This is a genomic window from Xanthomonas sp. Leaf148 (assembly GCF_001423585.1).
Taxonomy (GTDB): Bacteria; Pseudomonadota; Gammaproteobacteria; order Xanthomonadales; family Xanthomonadaceae; genus Xanthomonas.
In genome coordinates, this window is the sequence record NZ_LMOP01000008.1 from 1 (window position 1) to 15015 (window position 15015).

Below are 15015 nucleotides of genomic sequence, written 5' to 3' on the forward strand. Positions count from 1 at the left end.
ATCGGACGATTCGCGACGCACCTTGGCATCGAAGTTCAAGCCGCCCGGTGCCAGCCCGCCCTGCCGCAGCACTACCAGCATCGCGCCGACGGTGTCGTACAGGTCGGTCGGGAACTGGTCGGTATCCCAGCCGTTCTGCGGGTTGCCGCGGTTGGCATCGATGCTGCCGAGCAGGCCGGCATCGGATGCCACCTGCAGGTCATGCTCGAAGCTGTGGCCCGACAACGTCGCRTGGTTGGCTTCGATATTGAGCTTGAAATCCTGGTCCAGGCCATGCTGACGCAGGAAGCCGATCACCGTGGCGCTGTCGAAGTCGTACTGGTGCTTCATCGGCTCCATCGGCTTGGGYTCGATCAGGAARTTGCCYTTGAAGCCGATCGCRCGGCCRTAGTCGCGTGCCAGGGTGAGGAAGCGCGCCATGTTGTCCTGCTCGCGCTTCATCTGCGTGTTGTGCAGGCAGGCATAGCCTTCGCGGCCGCCCCAGAACACGTAGTTTTCGCCGCCCAATTCCACGGTGGCATCGATCGCAGCCTTGACCTGCACCGCCGCGCGCGCCACCACRTTGAAGTCCGGGTTGGTGGATGCGCCATTCATGTAGCGCGGGTGCGAGAACAGGTTSGCGGTGCCCCACAGCAACTTGATGCCGGTGTCGGCCTGGCGCTGCTTGGCGATGCCGACCATGTGGGTGAGGTTGCTTTCGTATTCGCCGATGTCGTCGGCATCCGGCGACAGGTCGATGTCGTGGAAGCAGTAATACGGCACGCCGAGCTTGGTGAAGAATTCGAACGCGGCATCGGCCTTGGCTTCGGCGCGCCCCAGCGCGGTGTTGCCCGCATCCCACGGATACGCGCGCGTGCCCGGGCCGAACGGATCGGCGCCGTTGCCGCAGAAGCTGTGCCAGTAGGCCACGGCAAAGCGCAGATGCTCGGCCATGGTCTTGTCGCCGATTTTNGTGCCCGGGCCGAACGGATCGGCGCCGTTGCCGCAGAAGCTGTGCCAGTAGGCCACGGCAAAGCGCAGATGCTCGGCCATGGTCTTGTCGCCGATTTTCTTATTGGCGTCGTAGACCTTGAACGCGAGCGGGTTGTCGGAGTCGCGGCCTTCGAAGCCGATCTTGCCGATGCCGGGGAAATATTCCTTCGCGCCGATGAAAACGGTGTTGCTCATGGGGTGGACTCCTGCAAAAAGGGGGGCGTCACGGGGGAGAGGGATGGCATCAACACACAGCAGTAATGGAACGCGCAACGGCCGGTGGCGCCGCGTCGCTGCAGCACATACCGTCGGTCTGTGCGTGCGTGTTCTGCTTCGCAACCCAAAAAATGTTAGCGCTACCAAAAAGCCGAATGAAAAAAGCCGCGCCATACAGCGAAGCCCAAGGTGTCATGCCGATCCCAGCTGAAACGGTCCTGCGGACTTTACCCAGCCCGCCGCCGAAAGGCTTGCTGCGCTGCGAGATGCGGACTGTTCCGTGGCAGCCGGATGTGGGGATGCCGGTGATGTGCGTTGGCGTGCTGCCCTCACCCGCCCTTCGGGCACCCTCTCCCGCGTGCGGGAGAGGGGACCAGCAGGAGAGGTCACTGCCGGGGGATGGCTAGGTGGGAGGCGCTCCCCCGTAGACGAGGGCTTGCTCCCTTCCCCCGTGTACGGGGGAAGGTGCCCGAAGGGCGGATGGGGGCGGCCACCGCAGGCACGACCCAATCCTCCGGGCAGCTACAATGGGCGGCTTATGACCGCTGTCCTGCCGCTGCCGCAACCCCTGGCCGACCCCGCGCCGCGCGACCCGCGCCAGCGGTTGCAGCGTGAGCAGCTGCGCCTGGGCAAACGGCTGCAACGCCAGGTGGGCCAGGCGATCGCCGATTTCGGCATGATCGCCGCCGGCGACAAGATCATGGTGTGCCTGTCCGGCGGCAAGGACAGCTACACCTTGCTGGACATGCTGTTGCACCTGCAGCGCAAGGCGCCGGTGCCGTTCACCTTGGTGGCGGTGAATCTGGATCAGAAACAGCCCGACTTCCCCGCCCATGTGCTGCCGGCCTACCTGCGCGAGCTGGGCGTGCCATTCGACATCGTCGAGCAAGACACCTACTCGGTGGTCAGCCGGGTGATTCCGGCCGGCAAGACCCTGTGTTCGTTGTGCTCGCGGCTGCGGCGCGGCGCGCTGTATGCCTATGCGCAAGCGCATGGGGTGACCAAGATCGCGCTCGGCCATCACCGCGACGACATCGTCGCCACGTTCTTCATGAATCTGTTTCACCACGCGCGGCTGGCCGCAATGGCGCCCAAGCTGCGCAGCGACGACGGTGCGCATGTGGTGATCCGCCCGCTGGCCTATGTGCGCGAGGCCGACATCGCCGAGTACGCGCAGGCGCGGCAGTTTCCGATCATCCCGTGCAACCTGTGCGGCAGCCAGGAAAACCTGCAGCGCCAGCAGGTTGGCCGCATGCTGCAGCAGTGGGATCACGAGCAGCCCGGCCGGGTCGAGCAGATTGCGCGCGCGCTCGGCGACGTGCGCCCCGAGCAACTGGCCGACCGCACGCTGTTCGATTTTATGACTTTGGGCCGTGCGCCCGACACCGCCGCATCCGCGCACGATTCCACCGCCTGGTTCGCCACTGGCGATACCACACACGACAGCGACTGACGCGCCCACCCGGTCGCCGTCGGTCTTCCACCTCCACGTTTCTCTTCTTCGGTCTTACGCATGTTCTTTCGCAATCTCACCCTGTTCCGTTTTCCCACCACGCTGAATTTTTCCGAGATCGAGACGCTGCTGCCGCAGGTGCAGCTCAAGCCGGTCGGCCCGCTGGAAATGAGTTCGCGCGGTTTCATTTCGCCATTCGGCCGCGACGAACAGGAAGTGCTCTCGCACCGCCTGGAAGAGTTCTTGTGGCTCACCATCGGTGGCGAGGACAAGATCCTGCCTGGCGCGGTGGTCAACGACCTGCTCGAGCGCAAGGTCGCCGAGATCGAAGAGAAGGAAGGCCGCCGCCCGGGTGGCAAGGCCCGCAAGCGCCTCAAGGACGATCTGATCCATGAGCTGCTGCCGCGCGCCTTCGTCAAGAGCTCGCGCACCGACGCGATTCTGGACCTGCAAAACGGCTACATCGCGGTCAACACCTCCAGCCGCAAGAGCGGCGAGAACGTGATGAGCGAGATCCGCGGCGCGCTCGGCAGCTTTCCGGCGTTGCCGTTGAATGCCGAAGTCGCACCGCGCGCCATCCTCACCGGCTGGATTGCCGGCGAGCCGCTGCCCGAAGGCCTGAGCCTGGGCGAAGAGTGCGAAATGAAGGACCCCATCGAAGGCGGCGCGGTGGTCAAGTGCCAGCATCAGGAACTGCGCGGCGACGAAATCGACAAGCATCTGGAGGCCGGCAAGCAGGTCACCAAGCTGGCGTTGGTGCTGGACGACAATCTGTCGTTCGTGCTCGGCGACGATCTGGTGATCCGCAAGCTCAAGTTCCTCGACGGCGCCCTGGACCAGCTCGAACACAGCGACGACGACGGCGCACGTGCCGAACTCGATGCGCGCTTTGCATTGATGAGCGCGGAAATCCGCCGGTTGTTCCTGCTGCTGGAAACCGCGCTGAAGTTGAGCAAGGCGGAGTAATCCGTACGACGCCAGCCGCAGTTGTCAGCGCGGCTGGCGCTGCATCCCAGCGTGCGGCGGATGCCTCGCGCACCGGTTCGCACTGCGTGGCACGCAGTGCGCTGACCGCACCGCGTGCGCATCCGGTGCCTGGCATTCTGCGCTGCAGGCGTGTCATGCAGACGGGCAGCCACGGTGTCCACATCGCGTCCGATGCAGGCAGTCATCCGGCCTCACGCACGCATCCATGCCAATGCCTCCGGCGTCTCACCACCTGACACATCGCAGCGCTATCCTGTGCCCATGTTCAAGCCCGTCCGCCGCCTGATTGCGCCGCCCTCGCAGGTTGTCCAACGCGACTGCGTGCGCGTGCAACTGGAAGGCCGCGAGATCGATGTGCTGCGCGTGCGCGACTCACGCGCGCGGCGCATCAAACTCAGTGTCGACGAACGCGGTGCGCGGCTCACCTTGCCGCTGCGGGCCAGCCTGATCTCCGGCGAACGGTTCCTGCATGCGCATCTGGATTGGCTGAGCACGCAGTTGTCGCGGTACCAGCAGGTCGATGCGTTTCCTGCATTGGAACGCGGTGTGCCCGGGCTGCTGCCGTTGCGTGGCGTCTTGCTGCCGCTGCACTGGCACGAGGGCCGTTACACGCGCATCGAAGTCGATGAGGCTGGCGCGCATTTCCACGTGCCGTCCCGGTTGGGCGACGCCGGTCTGCGTCGCACGCTGAAGGAATTCTATGAAGCGCAGGCACGCGCCGACGTCGGCCGCTGGTTGCCCACCTATCTGCCCGGCTTGCCGCGTCCGCCCACGCGTCTGCGGCTCAAGGTGATGTCGTCGCAATGGGGCTCGCTCGCGCCGGATGGCTCGATGGCGCTGGATCTGGCGCTAGTCCTCGGGCGCCCGTCGGCGTTCGAATACGTGCTGGTGCACGAGCTCTGCCATCTGCTGCAGGCCAATCACTCGCCCGCGTTCTGGGCCGAAGTGGAACACCGCTTCCCCGCCTGGCGCGACGAGCGCAGCTACTTCCACGAACACGGCCGCCAACTCAAGGCCCAGCTACGGCGGTTGTTGCAGGGCGAGTGACGCACACGTCGTTGCGGAAATCACGCCTGCCGCAGCCGCGGCAATCATCAGTACGCGTGTTGAATCCCGCAATGGCTCAGCAACAGGGCCGCCGCCTGCCGATCACGCGTGATGGCACTCTTGGTTAGCGCCACGCGTACGACGCAGCCCTGGCAAGTTGCCGGCAGGCCTGCGCTGACAACCACGCAAAGTGCGATGTCAGCGCACTCTCCGCTGCCGCCGCGCCTGCATCCAGCGTGCCACCCGACGTCCAGTGCTCGGCGTGACACGCCATTGACCACACCTGCTGCAACAGCAGGCGATCATCGGCAGTCAAGTGTGGCGTCGCGTGCACCGTGTCGAAAAACGTCCACGGCGCGTTCCATAGAGCGAAGGATTCAATCGCAGTGACCACACGGATGGGATCTGCCATCGCGTCAGCTTATCTGCGTATCGCGCATGCCTGCATCACGGCTGCGGCAGCGTCGCCAAAAACCCGTTGATCACCGCCGCCACCGCCTGCGGTGCTTCCATATGCACATGGTGGGTGCCGGGCAGCACGTGCAGGCGGGCGTCCGGCACCATAGCCACACGGTGATCGCGCAGGGTGTCGGAGAAATACGGCTGCCCCGGCGTGGCGAAGATCGCCTGGGTGGGGCACACGATGGCGGCCAGCAACGCGTCGATCTGCGCTTCGGTCATGCGGATGGCGGTGGGCAAGGTCAGGCGCGGGTCGGTGCACCAGCTGTAGCCGCCTTCGACCACGCGCAGGCCGCGTTCCACCAGCAAGCGCGCCGCCGGCTCGGTGAGTTGATTGGCCATCATGCGTGCGCGCACCGGCGCGTCCATCGAGCTGAAGACACGCAGCGGCCGCTGCGGCAGGGTACGGGTCGAGCGCACGGAGTCGCGCAGTCGCTCGGCGGTGCTTTCCACCGGTTCGGCCAACGCACCCAGCGCTTCGATCGCCACCAAGGCCTCGATGCGCTCCGGCGCGGCGGCGGCCATCAGGCTGGCGACGCCGCCACCCAGCGAGTGGCCCAGCAACGTGAAACGGTCCCAACCCAATGCATCGGCCACCTGCAGCAGGTTATGGATTGCGCTGCTCAGCGTGTATTCCGCAGCCGTCGGCAGCCATGCACTGTGGCCGTGACCGGGCAGGTCGAGCAGCACCAGATCCAGATCGGGCGCGCGCAGATGCGCACTGAGCGGGACAAAACTGGCGGCGTTGTCGAGCCAGCCGTGCAATGCCAGCACCCGGCGTGGCCCGCGGTCTGTGTTGCGCAAGCCGGTGACACGCCCGATGGCCAGCTCGCACGCAAACGGCTCCAACCTCATGCGCGACGCGCCAATGCGGCCAGTGCCTGCGCGTGCGACGGGGCAGCGTTGAGGCAGGGGATGTAGCTGAGCGTGGCGCCGCGCTCGGCCAGCGTTTCGGCAAAGCCCAGGGCCACTTCTTCCAGCGTCTCGAGACAATCGGTGGCAAAGCCCGGGCACACCAGATCGAAGCTGCGTACGCCGCCTTCGGCCAGCGCCCACAGCGTCGGTTCGGCATACGGCTGCAGCCAGCGCTCGGCACCGAAGCGCGACTGGTAACCCATCTGCCACTCGTCCGGGCCCAGGCCCAATGCGGTCACGATTGCCTGCGCGCTGCGCTCGCATTGCTGCGGATACGGGTCGCCAGCATTGGCCACGCGTTGTGGCAGGCCGTGGAAGGAAAACATCAGCTTCTCGCTGCGTCCGTGTACCTGCCAGTGCGCGCGGATGGAATCGGCGATCGCCGCCACCCAGCCGGCGTCCTCGCAATACTCCTGGATCACGGTCACGTCGATCTCCGGTGCGCTGGGCCGCCACGCATCCACCACGTCCTGGATCGAGGCGGTGGTGGTGGTCGAATACTGCGGATACAGCGGCAACACCACGATGCGCTTGATGCCGCGCGCGCGCAGGGCATCGAGCGTCTTGCGCAGGGCCGGTTCGCCATAACGCATGGCCCATTCCACCTGCCAGTCGGGCATCGCGTCCTTCAAGCCATCGGCCAAGCGGCGGGTGTACACCGCCAGCGGCGAGCCGTCGGGCAGCCACACTTTGGCGTATTTTTCCGCCGACTTGGGTCCGCGGATTGGCAGGATCACCCCGTACAGCAGTGGCTTCCAGAACAGCGGCGGGATCGCGACCACCCGGCGGTCGCTGAGGAACTCGGCCAGGTAGCGGCGCACGGCCGGGGCGGTCGGCGATTCGGGGGTGCCGAGGTTGACGACCAGCAGGGCGGTATCGGAGGTGGTGTTCATGCGCGCCATTCTGGCAGAGCCGGGCAGGACTGCCGAGGACAGCGCATCAATCGTCCCGATCTGCGCCGTCTTGCCGCCGGATGCGCTCACCACCGATTCATTGCACCAGCACTAACGTCGCGGCATTGCTATCTTTGACGGATCGTCCTTTGGAGCTTGTCATGCCTCGTTTGTCGCGTCTGGCCCTGTTGTTGTCGCTGACCTTCGCCGCCGGCCACGCCGTCGCCGGCCCGGAAGAGGACCAGCGTGCGCGTAACGCAGTGCGGGTGCTCAACGAGATAATGAAAATTCCCGAGCAGTCCATCCCGGACAAACTGCTCGACGAGGCGCGCGCCATCGTGGTCATCCCCGACACGCTCAAGGCCGGCCTGGTGATCGGCGGCCGCCGCGGCCACGGTCTGATGTCGATGAAGAACGCCGACGGCAGCTGGTCGCAGCCGGTGTTCGTCAAGCTCACCGGCGGCAGCATCGGCTTCCAGGCCGGCGTGCAGTCCTCCGACGTGGTGCTGGTGTTCCGCAACGACCGCAGCCTGGACAACATCGTCAACGGCAAGTTCACCCTCGGCGCCGATGCCGGCGTGGCCGCAGGCCCGGTGGGTCGCAACGCCGCTGCCGCCACCGATGGCCAACTCAAGGCCGAAATCTGGTCGTGGTCGCGCGCCCGCGGCCTGTTCGCCGGCGTGGCGCTGGATGGCGCGGTGCTGCAGATCGACGATGCCGCCGACCTCAACGCTTACGGCGGCGGTGCCACCCCGCGCATGATCTTCGAAGGTCGCACCAACGAGCGCCCGTCCACCGATGTAATCGCCTTCCGCGACCGTCTGGAAGAGGTCACCTACACCGCGCGCGCCAATCGCAGCAGCGATGGCGACAGCGATGAGACCGCACCGCCACCGCCGGCGCGTGCGCCAAGCGTTGCCCCGGCAGCGCAATCGGCCCCGCCGCCGCCGGCCAACGAGGCCAGCACGGTCCCGATGCAGCCCAGCACCACGCCGCCTCCGCAGCAGGGGTTCCAGTCGGTGTCAGATGGCGAAATCCGCACCGAATCACTAGACGGCAACCGCTAAGCCGCTGTCATCCCCCTGCGCGGTGCGCTGGGGTATCCTGAGTCTTCCTTCTTTTCAGCAAGCGAGCAGATCATGGGCGGTTTCAGCATTTGGCACTGGCTGATCGTGCTGGTGATCGTGTTGCTGGTGTTCGGTACCAAGCGTCTCACCAGCGGTGCCAAGGATCTCGGCAGCGCGGTCAAGGAATTCAAGAAAGGCATGCACGACGAAGACAAGCCGGCCAGCAAGCTCGGCGACGAGTCCCGCACTGCCGAGCAGGCGCGTGAGGCGCAGGCCGAACGCGACCGCGACGCACGCTGATCCGGAGCAGCGTCGGTGTTTGACATAGGTGTTGGCGAACTGACGCTCATTGCGATTGTCGCCTTGGTGGTGCTCGGCCCCGAGCGCCTGCCCAAGGCCGCGCGCTTTGCCGGCTTGTGGGTGCGCCGTGCGCGCATGCAGTGGGATTCGGTCAAGCAGGAGCTCGAACGCGAGCTGGAAGCCGACGAACTCAAGCGCAGCCTGCAGGACGTGCAGGCCTCGCTGCGCGAAGCCGAAGGGCAGTTGCGCAACACCCAGCAGCAGGTCGAAGACGGTGCGCGCGGTCTGCATGAGCAGGCACGCGGCCTGCACGACGAGCTCGGCCGCGATATCGACATCCGCACCAGCGCCACCCCGGTGGCCGCACCGCTGGAGCTGCCCGCCGATGCGCCGGTGGTGCTAGAGCCGGGCAGCTTGCAGCCGCATGCGCACGTACCGGGGCCGTCCCCGGTCATCGCCCAGGCGCAGCCGATTGCGCCGGCGCCCCGGCAGACGCTGGTGCCGGCACCGCACGGCAGCCTGGCCTCCACGCCGGTGAACATGCAGGGCACTACTGCCCCAACGACTGCAGATAGCAGCAGCACCCAGGAGAAGGCGCCTTGAGCCTGTTCGACGACGCACAGGCCGAAAGCAGTCTGATTGAGCACTTGGTCGAATTACGCGCCCGTCTGGTGCGCGCGCTGATCGGTCTGGGCGTGGTGCTGCTGGCGCTGCTGCCGTTTTCACGCGCGATCTATTCCTGGCTGGCCGCACCGTTGGTCTCGCAGCTGCCGCTGGGGCAGACCATCGTTGCGGTCAATCCGGCCGGCGCATTCTTCGCCCCGCTCAAGCTCACCTTCTTCGTGGCGGTGTTCTTCAGCGTGCCGTGGCTGCTGTATCAGGCCTGGGCATTCGTGGCGCCGGGCTTGTATCAGCGCGAGAAGAAACTGGCCTTTCCGTTGCTGGCCTCGGCGGTGGCGCTGTTCTACATCGGCTGCGCGTTCGCCTACTTCCTGGTGTTGCCGGCGGTGTTCCATTTCCTGACCACGTTCAAGCCGGACGTGATCGCGATTACTCCTGACGCCACCTCGTACCTGGACTTCGTGCTGGCGATCTTCTTCGCCTTCGGTGCCAGTTTCGAACTCCCGGTCGCGTTGGTGATCCTGGTGCTGATGGGCTGGGTCACGCCCAAGCAGCTCAGCGAAGGCCGCGGCTATGCCATCGTCGGCATCTTCATCCTGGCCGCCGTACTCACCCCGCCAGACGTGGTCTCGCAGCTGATGCTGGCCATCCCCATGTGCCTGCTTTATGAGCTGGGCATCATCGCCTCGCGGGCTGTGGTGCCGAAGAGCGCTTAGTCTGCGCAAAGTCCCCGGGCTGGTTTGGGAATGCAGAGAACCGTATCAGAGCAGGTGTTCGAAACCTTCTGCGCGCACCATCGGCTGGACTGTCAGCGAATTGCCGAGACATCCACCCGCACGCCCGATTATCACGTGTGGCTTGGCAGCACGGTGGTGGCTGTAGAGATCAAGCAGATTGAGAGTACGCGCGGAATCGATCCGGATGGCGGATGGTCCAGGACGATCGGTTGGCACGTGCGCCAGAAGATTTCCGAGGCGCGGGCTCAGCTGCGTGTGGCTGCCAGTGCCGGTATGCCGACGGTGTTGCTGATTCACAACACCGTCGATCCGTTCCAGTTGTTCGGCACCGAACAACACGACTTCCTGAGCGCCATGTATGGCGAGCTGACAGTCCGGATCGATACATCCGGAAAGGCGTGCGAGTAGTTTCTACCACGGCCGTCATGCTGCCTTGAGAGAGAACGCCAATACGTCCTTCAGCGGCGTGGGACACCTGCGCGCAACGCGCTCCGGTGCAGAGGTGACCGTTTACGAGAACGTGTTTGCTGCGCATGCATTGCCGTTCGGCGAGATACCCGACTGCATTGCGGTCGTTCGCGTGGAGTTCGACCAGACGGACTGACCGATCGAACATCGTAGGAGCGCACCCGGGCGCGATTGGCGTTCCTCGGAAAGCTTCGTCGCGCCCAGGTGCGCTCCTACGGTTCTGCGGGATCGGGCGGCAATACATCCGGACGCGAGGGCGGCGTGGGCTCGATCAGGTGGACCGACACTGCGCAGACCGATCGAACGTCGTAGGAGCGCACCTGGGCGCGACGGGCGTTACCAGGAAGGCCTCGTCGCGCCCAGGTGAGCTCCTACGATCCTGAGGGATCAGGCGGCAAACACATCCGGGCGCGAGGGCGGGGTGGGCTGTGCGGTGGCGCCTTCGTGGGTGAACATCTGCTTCCACGCGGCGTAGACCGAGCCGGCGAAGACCGGCATCAGCACGGCCATCAGCAGCAGCTGCGCCAGCCACATCGCTACGGTTTGCCCGGCCACCAGGCCGACGATCAGCGCGACGATCATCACCGCGAAATAGATCGCGAAAATGACAATGAAGGCCAGCACGAAGAACACCAGCATCGCCGGCAGGTTGTGCAGGCTGGCGCGCAGGCTTTCGCGCAACGCGTGGCCGCCGGTGCTGCGGTCGAACATCACCTGCGGCGGCATCACAAACAGCGCCAGCGTCATCGCCGCAAACGTGGCGATGGTCAGCAGCAGCCACAGCAGGATGCGCCCGGCCGGCAGGCTGGCGGCAAGCTGTTCGATCTGCACCGGGTCCGGCTGCGCGCCGGACTGGCTGATCTGGTTGATCTTGAGCATCACCTCGGACAACTGCTGCAACCCGTTGGCGCCAATCATCGCCAGTAGCAGCACGCCCAGCAGCAGGCCGGCGATCAGCTGCGGCAGCAGCGATACCAGCAGATGCGGCGCGCGGCCGTCCTGCAGGCCATGCAGCAGGTGCGATGGCTTGGCTATGCGGCCCTCGTCGACCTCGCGGATCGCCCACAGCATGCCGCCCATGAACAACGGGCCGGCCAGCACCAGCAGGAATTGCAGTGCCGGGCCCAGCAGCGGCACCAGCACCGACAGCGACACCACCAGCGAGGCGGCCACGCTCCAGATCACTCCCAGCGAGCCAAGCGCCAGCGGCGCCCGCTTCAGCAGCGAGAAACCGGTCAACAGCCATTCTGCGCCGGCAGACGCCGGCACCTTGCGAATTTCGCTCATTCCCATTCCGGATCGATACGCACCGGACCATCCGGCGTAACGCGATTATCGCTGCTTTTGCGTGTGCGCGGCGGGATGAGCGTTCACTGTTTGCAGGCCGCGGGCGTGATGCACGAACCGGCGCAGCAGCTTGCGGGCGACCGGGGCGGCGGTGACCTCGCGGGCGACCGTGCGGGCGCAGTGGCCGTGGCGGGCAATGCACTCGGCACGCGCGCGCACGTAGCCGCGCATATGGTGGGTGGCGAACTCCGGGTGGAACTGCACGCCCCAGGTGGCGCGGCCCCAGCGAAAGGCGTGGCAGCGGTCCTGACGCGAATGCGCCAGCACGATGGCACCGTCCGGCGCGCGCACTACCGTCTGCAGGTGGGTGGCATGGGCCGGAAACTGCGCCGGAAGGCCTGCAAACAACGGGTCCTGTTCAGCCGGCGGGTGCAGCTCCAGCGCGATGGTGCCGGACTCGCGGCCGGCCGGGTTGTAGTCGACTTCGCCGCCCAGCGCGTGGGCCAGCAGCTGATGGCCGTAGCAGATGCCCAGCAACGGCTTGCCGTCATGGGCGGCGTCGCGCAGCCACTGGGCACTGCGCTCGCTCCACTCGGCACGGTCGGTGACGAAGGCGGCCGAGCCGCTGATGATGATGCCGGCAAAGCGGCCGCGGTCTGGCAGGTCGTCGCCATTGGCGACATCGATCACCACGGTGTCGTGTTCGGCCAGCCCGGCCGCCACGCGGATCCAGTGCGGAAAGCGGCCGTATCGCTTCATCTCCGGCACAGGGTGACCGGTTTCGATGATCAGGAACGGCAAAACGGACATGCGCGACAACCCGGACACGACAGATGCCCCCGATTGTAGGCGGCAGTGGCGCGTTTTTTTCAAGCCAGGGCCCACTGCGGACACTGTGCGTGATTGCCGATTGCCATGTGCTGATGCCCTCGCGGACGGGTAGATGGAATGGCGATGGTGGTGGCTGGCGGCCATCGCACATCTTCGATATCGGCAGGCAGGCCCGCGACTGGATTGCCGCAACGTCCTCACCCTTGCAGTCGGAGCATGCCTTGGGGCGCTTGAACGGGAGACGGACGGGGCGCTGCAAGGCGCAGCCCTGGGTGTTTCAGCGCGTTGGTCAGCGGCGTGGTCGGCCCGTCCCGATATCGGCCGGCCGGCAGGCGGAGCATGTTTGGACCGCCGCAGCGAACTCAAGCCTGCGGTCGGAGCATGTCTTGGGGTGCTCACACGTGCGGCGGACGCGGCGCTGCACTCCTCAGCGCCATGGCTGCAGCGCGGTCTTCAGCGAAGTGATCGGGCGATACCGATGATCGGCGGCAGCACACGAGTGGACCGCTGCAGCGCCCTCAACGTGGTAGTCGGAGCGTGCCTTGGGCGCTAGAACGGGACAGCGACGGGGTGCCGTCATGTCTGCTCCCAGGGCGTGGCAGCGTCTGCGCGAACAACGTGGGTCGGGGCTGTAACGTGTGTCGAGCGGTTTTTGTAGGGGCTCGTTCTTGCTGGTTTGAGTGCCGTGGCCTAAACGCCTTCGTACCAGGTGGCGGTCCTGCGTGCGTGCGTCGAGCAGAGTGCATATCCGCATGCGGGATGCCGCGTCCTCGCGCTCGCACGCTCCCATCGACGCCGCCGGCGGGTCTACCCAGAATCGGCGCACCTACCCCCGAACATGCACAAACGACCTGCGTCGCTGGCGATCAGCCGCTTATTCGCGCGGCGGCAGCACCGACAGCACTTCTTCGATGGTGGTCAGGCCGGCGGCGACCTTTTCCAGCCCGGTGCGACGCAGGGTGCGCAGGCCGTCGCCGCGGGCGGCCTGGCTGAAGCTGGCCAGGTCGGTGTCGGCACGGATCAAGCTGCGCAACCGCGGGCTCACCGGCAGCAATTCGTACAGGCCCACGCGGCCCAGATAGCCGGTGCGGCGGCATTCCAGGCAGCCGACCGGGGCGTGCACGTTGAGCGTTTCCGGCAGCGCTTCGCCCGGTTCGCGGATCGCCGCCCAGTCGTCGTCGCTGAGCGTGTGCGGGCGCTTGCAGTGCACGCACAGCGTGCGCACCAGGCGCTGTGCCAGCACGCCGTTGAGCGTGGAAGCGACCAGGTAATGCGGCACGCCCAGATCCAGCAGACGGGTGATCGCCGAGGCGGCATCGTTGGTGTGCAGCGTGGACAGCACTAGATGCCCGGTGAGCGAGGCCTGCACCGCCATCTGCGCGGTTTCCAGGTCGCGGATTTCGCCGATCATGATGATGTCCGGGTCCTGCCGCAGCAGCGTGCGCACGCCGCTGGCGAAATCCAGGTCGATGTTCTGCTGGACCTGCATCTGGTTGAATTCCGGCGCGATCATTTCGATTGGGTCTTCCACGCTGCACACGTTCACATCCGGCGTGGCCAGGCGCTTGAGCGTGGAATACAGCGTGGTGGTCTTGCCCGAGCCGGTGGGGCCGGTGACCAGCACGATGCCGTGCGGGCGCTCGACCAGCGCGCTCCAGCCGGCGGCTTCTTCGGGGCTGAAACCCAGTTGCTCGATGCTCTTGAACGCCGAATCCGGGTCGAAGATACGCATCACGCACTTTTCGCCGAACGCGGTGGGCATCGTCGACAGACGCATTTCCACCTCGCGCCCACCCGGCGAGCGGGTCTTGATGCGGCCGTCCTGCGGGCGGCGGCGCTCGGCCAGGTCCATGCGGCCGAGCACCTTGATGCGGCTGACCACGGCGGTCATCACCGACGGCGGTACTTCCAGCACCTTGTGCAGTACGCCGTCGATGCGGAAGCGCATGCGCCCGGCTTCGCGGCGCGGCTCCAGATGGATGTCGCTGGCCCGCTGCTCGTAGGCGTATTGCAGCAGCCAGTCGACGATATGCACGATGTGGTGATCGTCGGCATTGACGTCGCCGGCGCGGCCCAGTTCCACCAGTTGTTCGAAGCTGGGCAGGCCTGCTCCCGGCTCGGCACTGCGCGCATCGCCACGCGCGCCACGCACCGATTGGGTCACGCCGAAGAACTCCATCGTGTAGCGATGCAGGTCCAGCGGGTTGATCAGCGCCAGCTCAATGCGGCGGCGGCTCAGGTGCTGCACGTCGGCCAGCCACTCCAGCGCCAGCGGCTCGCTGGTGGCGATCAGCACGCGCTCGGCGTCCAGCGCCAGCGGCAGGATGCGGTGGCGGCGCGCGTAGGCATGCGAGACCACACCGGTGACGGCGGCGACATCGATGCGGGTGGGGTCGATACGCAGATAGCGCAGCCCGGTGCGGGTGGCCATCCATTCGGTGAGCCGCTCCAGGCCCAGCTCGCCGGCTGGCGCCTGCGCGGCATGCAGCTTGAGGTTGGCCAGCAGCACCAGCGGATGCACTTCGCTGGCGTTGCGTACGCCGGCGGCGGAGAACTGCACGCGTTCGTGTTCGTGCGGCACCACCATGCCATCGGCAAGCAATGCAGCAGCCACCGGGTCGAACATCAGCCGGCCGCGCGGCAGGATCGTCGCTGCGCTGTCCGGGTCGGCGTTGCGCCGCTGTTCCATGCTGGTGGTTCCCCTGCCGCAATGCTCCCGCGGCAAAGCGCCGCGGGTGGGCCGGTATACTAGCGCACCCCTT

Annotated in this window: 14 protein-coding genes and 1 pseudogene; 8 read left to right on the plus strand and 7 right to left on the minus strand. The window is 66.2% G+C overall.

The features are described from left to right. Together xylA and ASF90_RS24155 are read right to left on the minus strand one after the other, a co-directional pair. Positions 1–951 (minus strand): xylose isomerase (gene xylA, locus ASF90_RS04840; protein WP_236699205.1); only part of this gene is annotated, 951 nt, incomplete at both ends. A gap of 1 nt (position 952) precedes the next feature. Next, positions 953–1167: pseudogene (locus ASF90_RS24155) on the minus strand (xylose isomerase); the annotation flags it as partial. Positions 1168–1726: 559 nt separating this feature from the next. Between ASF90_RS24155 and ttcA the strand changes: the two are divergent. The 3 genes from ttcA to ASF90_RS04855 all read left to right on the plus strand — a co-directional run bounded on the left by ttcA (position 1727) and on the right by ASF90_RS04855 (position 4675). Continuing rightward, entirely contained in the window at positions 1727–2641 is a 915-nt protein-coding gene (gene ttcA, locus ASF90_RS04845) for a tRNA 2-thiocytidine(32) synthetase TtcA (RefSeq protein WP_055846656.1), read from the plus strand. A 60-nt stretch (positions 2642–2701) separates the two neighbouring features. Continuing rightward, complete coding sequence (locus ASF90_RS04850; protein WP_055846659.1) at positions 2702–3607, plus strand: recombination-associated protein RdgC; 906 nt, start codon at positions 2702–2704, stop codon at positions 3605–3607. 282 nt (positions 3608–3889) lie between these two features. Further along, entirely contained in the window at positions 3890–4675 is a 786-nt protein-coding gene (locus ASF90_RS04855; RefSeq protein ID WP_055846662.1) for a SprT family zinc-dependent metalloprotease, read from the plus strand. A 447-nt stretch (positions 4676–5122) separates the two neighbouring features. Here ASF90_RS04855 and ASF90_RS04865 read toward each other — a convergent pair whose 3' ends face one another. Together ASF90_RS04865 and hemH are read right to left on the minus strand one after the other, a co-directional pair. Beyond that, complete coding sequence (locus tag ASF90_RS04865) at positions 5123–5989, minus strand: alpha/beta hydrolase (RefSeq protein ID WP_055846669.1); 867 nt, start codon at positions 5987–5989, stop codon at positions 5123–5125. After that, on the minus strand, positions 5986–6951 hold the full coding sequence (gene hemH / locus ASF90_RS04870; RefSeq protein ID WP_055850152.1) for a ferrochelatase: 966 nt from the start codon (positions 6949–6951) through the stop codon (positions 5986–5988). Before hemH ends, ASF90_RS04865 begins: the two co-directional genes overlap by 4 nt. Positions 6952–7103: 152 nt before the next feature. Here hemH and ASF90_RS04875 point away from each other — a divergent pair, with 152 nt between their 5' ends. The 5 genes from ASF90_RS04875 to ASF90_RS24160 all read left to right on the plus strand — a co-directional run bounded on the left by ASF90_RS04875 (position 7104) and on the right by ASF90_RS24160 (position 10075). Beyond that, positions 7104–8009, plus strand: coding sequence for a YSC84-related protein (locus ASF90_RS04875; protein WP_055846670.1), 906 nt, complete (start codon positions 7104–7106; stop codon positions 8007–8009). 72 nt (positions 8010–8081) lie between these two features. After that, positions 8082–8309: a Sec-independent protein translocase subunit TatA gene (gene tatA, locus ASF90_RS04880; RefSeq protein WP_055846673.1), complete on the plus strand. Its 228-nt coding sequence runs from the start codon at positions 8082–8084 to the stop codon at positions 8307–8309. A 15-nt stretch (positions 8310–8324) separates the two neighbouring features. Continuing rightward, positions 8325–8912, plus strand: coding sequence for a Sec-independent protein translocase protein TatB (tatB, locus tag ASF90_RS04885; RefSeq protein WP_055846676.1), 588 nt, complete (start codon positions 8325–8327; stop codon positions 8910–8912). Next, positions 8909–9646: a twin-arginine translocase subunit TatC gene (tatC, locus tag ASF90_RS04890; protein ID WP_055846680.1), complete on the plus strand. Its 738-nt coding sequence runs from the start codon at positions 8909–8911 to the stop codon at positions 9644–9646. The genes tatB and tatC overlap by 4 nt, the downstream gene beginning before the upstream one ends. 54 nt (positions 9647–9700) lie before the next feature. Further along, positions 9701–10075 carry a hypothetical protein gene (locus tag ASF90_RS24160; protein ID WP_236699206.1) on the plus strand — a complete coding sequence of 125 codons (375 nt, stop codon included), beginning with the start codon at positions 9701–9703 and terminating at the stop codon, positions 10073–10075. A 447-nt stretch (positions 10076–10522) separates the two neighbouring features. On the opposite strand, the gene ASF90_RS04900 is transcribed toward ASF90_RS24160, so the two are convergent. The 3 genes from ASF90_RS04900 to ASF90_RS04910 all read right to left on the minus strand — a co-directional run bounded on the left by ASF90_RS04900 (position 10523) and on the right by ASF90_RS04910 (position 14942). Beyond that, positions 10523–11422, minus strand: coding sequence for a BPSS1780 family membrane protein (locus ASF90_RS04900; RefSeq protein ID WP_055846683.1), 900 nt, complete (start codon positions 11420–11422; stop codon positions 10523–10525). Positions 11423–11467: 45 nt separating this feature from the next. Continuing rightward, a complete protein-coding gene (locus ASF90_RS04905) occupies positions 11468–12232 on the minus strand; it encodes a glutamine amidotransferase (RefSeq protein ID WP_055846686.1) in 765 nt (254 codons plus the stop codon). A gap of 895 nt (positions 12233–13127) precedes the next feature. Continuing rightward, positions 13128–14942 carry a GspE/PulE family protein gene (locus ASF90_RS04910; RefSeq protein WP_055846689.1) on the minus strand — a complete coding sequence of 605 codons (1815 nt, stop codon included), beginning with the start codon at positions 14940–14942 and terminating at the stop codon, positions 13128–13130. Positions 14943–15015: the final 73 nt, after the last annotated feature.

Coding starts and splice junctions, on each gene's coding strand:
- ASF90_RS04865 (WP_055846669.1), bottom strand. CDS start 5,989: ATGAGGTTGGAGCCGTTTGCGTGCGAGCTGGCCATCGGGCGTGTCACC.
- ASF90_RS04910 (WP_055846689.1), bottom strand. CDS start 14,942: ATGGAACAGCGGCGCAACGCCGACCCGGACAGCGCAGCGACGATCCTG.
- ASF90_RS04850 (WP_055846659.1), top strand. CDS start 2,702: ATGTTCTTTCGCAATCTCACCCTGTTCCGTTTTCCCACCACGCTGAAT.
- ASF90_RS04905 (WP_055846686.1), bottom strand. CDS start 12,232: ATGTCCGTTTTGCCGTTCCTGATCATCGAAACCGGTCACCCTGTGCCG.
- ASF90_RS04875 (WP_055846670.1), top strand. CDS start 7,104: ATGCCTCGTTTGTCGCGTCTGGCCCTGTTGTTGTCGCTGACCTTCGCC.
- ASF90_RS04900 (WP_055846683.1), bottom strand. CDS start 11,422: ATGAGCGAAATTCGCAAGGTGCCGGCGTCTGCCGGCGCAGAATGGCTG.
- ttcA (WP_055846656.1), top strand. CDS start 1,727: ATGACCGCTGTCCTGCCGCTGCCGCAACCCCTGGCCGACCCCGCGCCG.
- tatA (WP_055846673.1), top strand. CDS start 8,082: ATGGGCGGTTTCAGCATTTGGCACTGGCTGATCGTGCTGGTGATCGTG.
- ASF90_RS04855 (WP_055846662.1), top strand. CDS start 3,890: ATGTTCAAGCCCGTCCGCCGCCTGATTGCGCCGCCCTCGCAGGTTGTC.
- hemH (WP_055850152.1), bottom strand. CDS start 6,951: ATGGCGCGCATGAACACCACCTCCGATACCGCCCTGCTGGTCGTCAAC.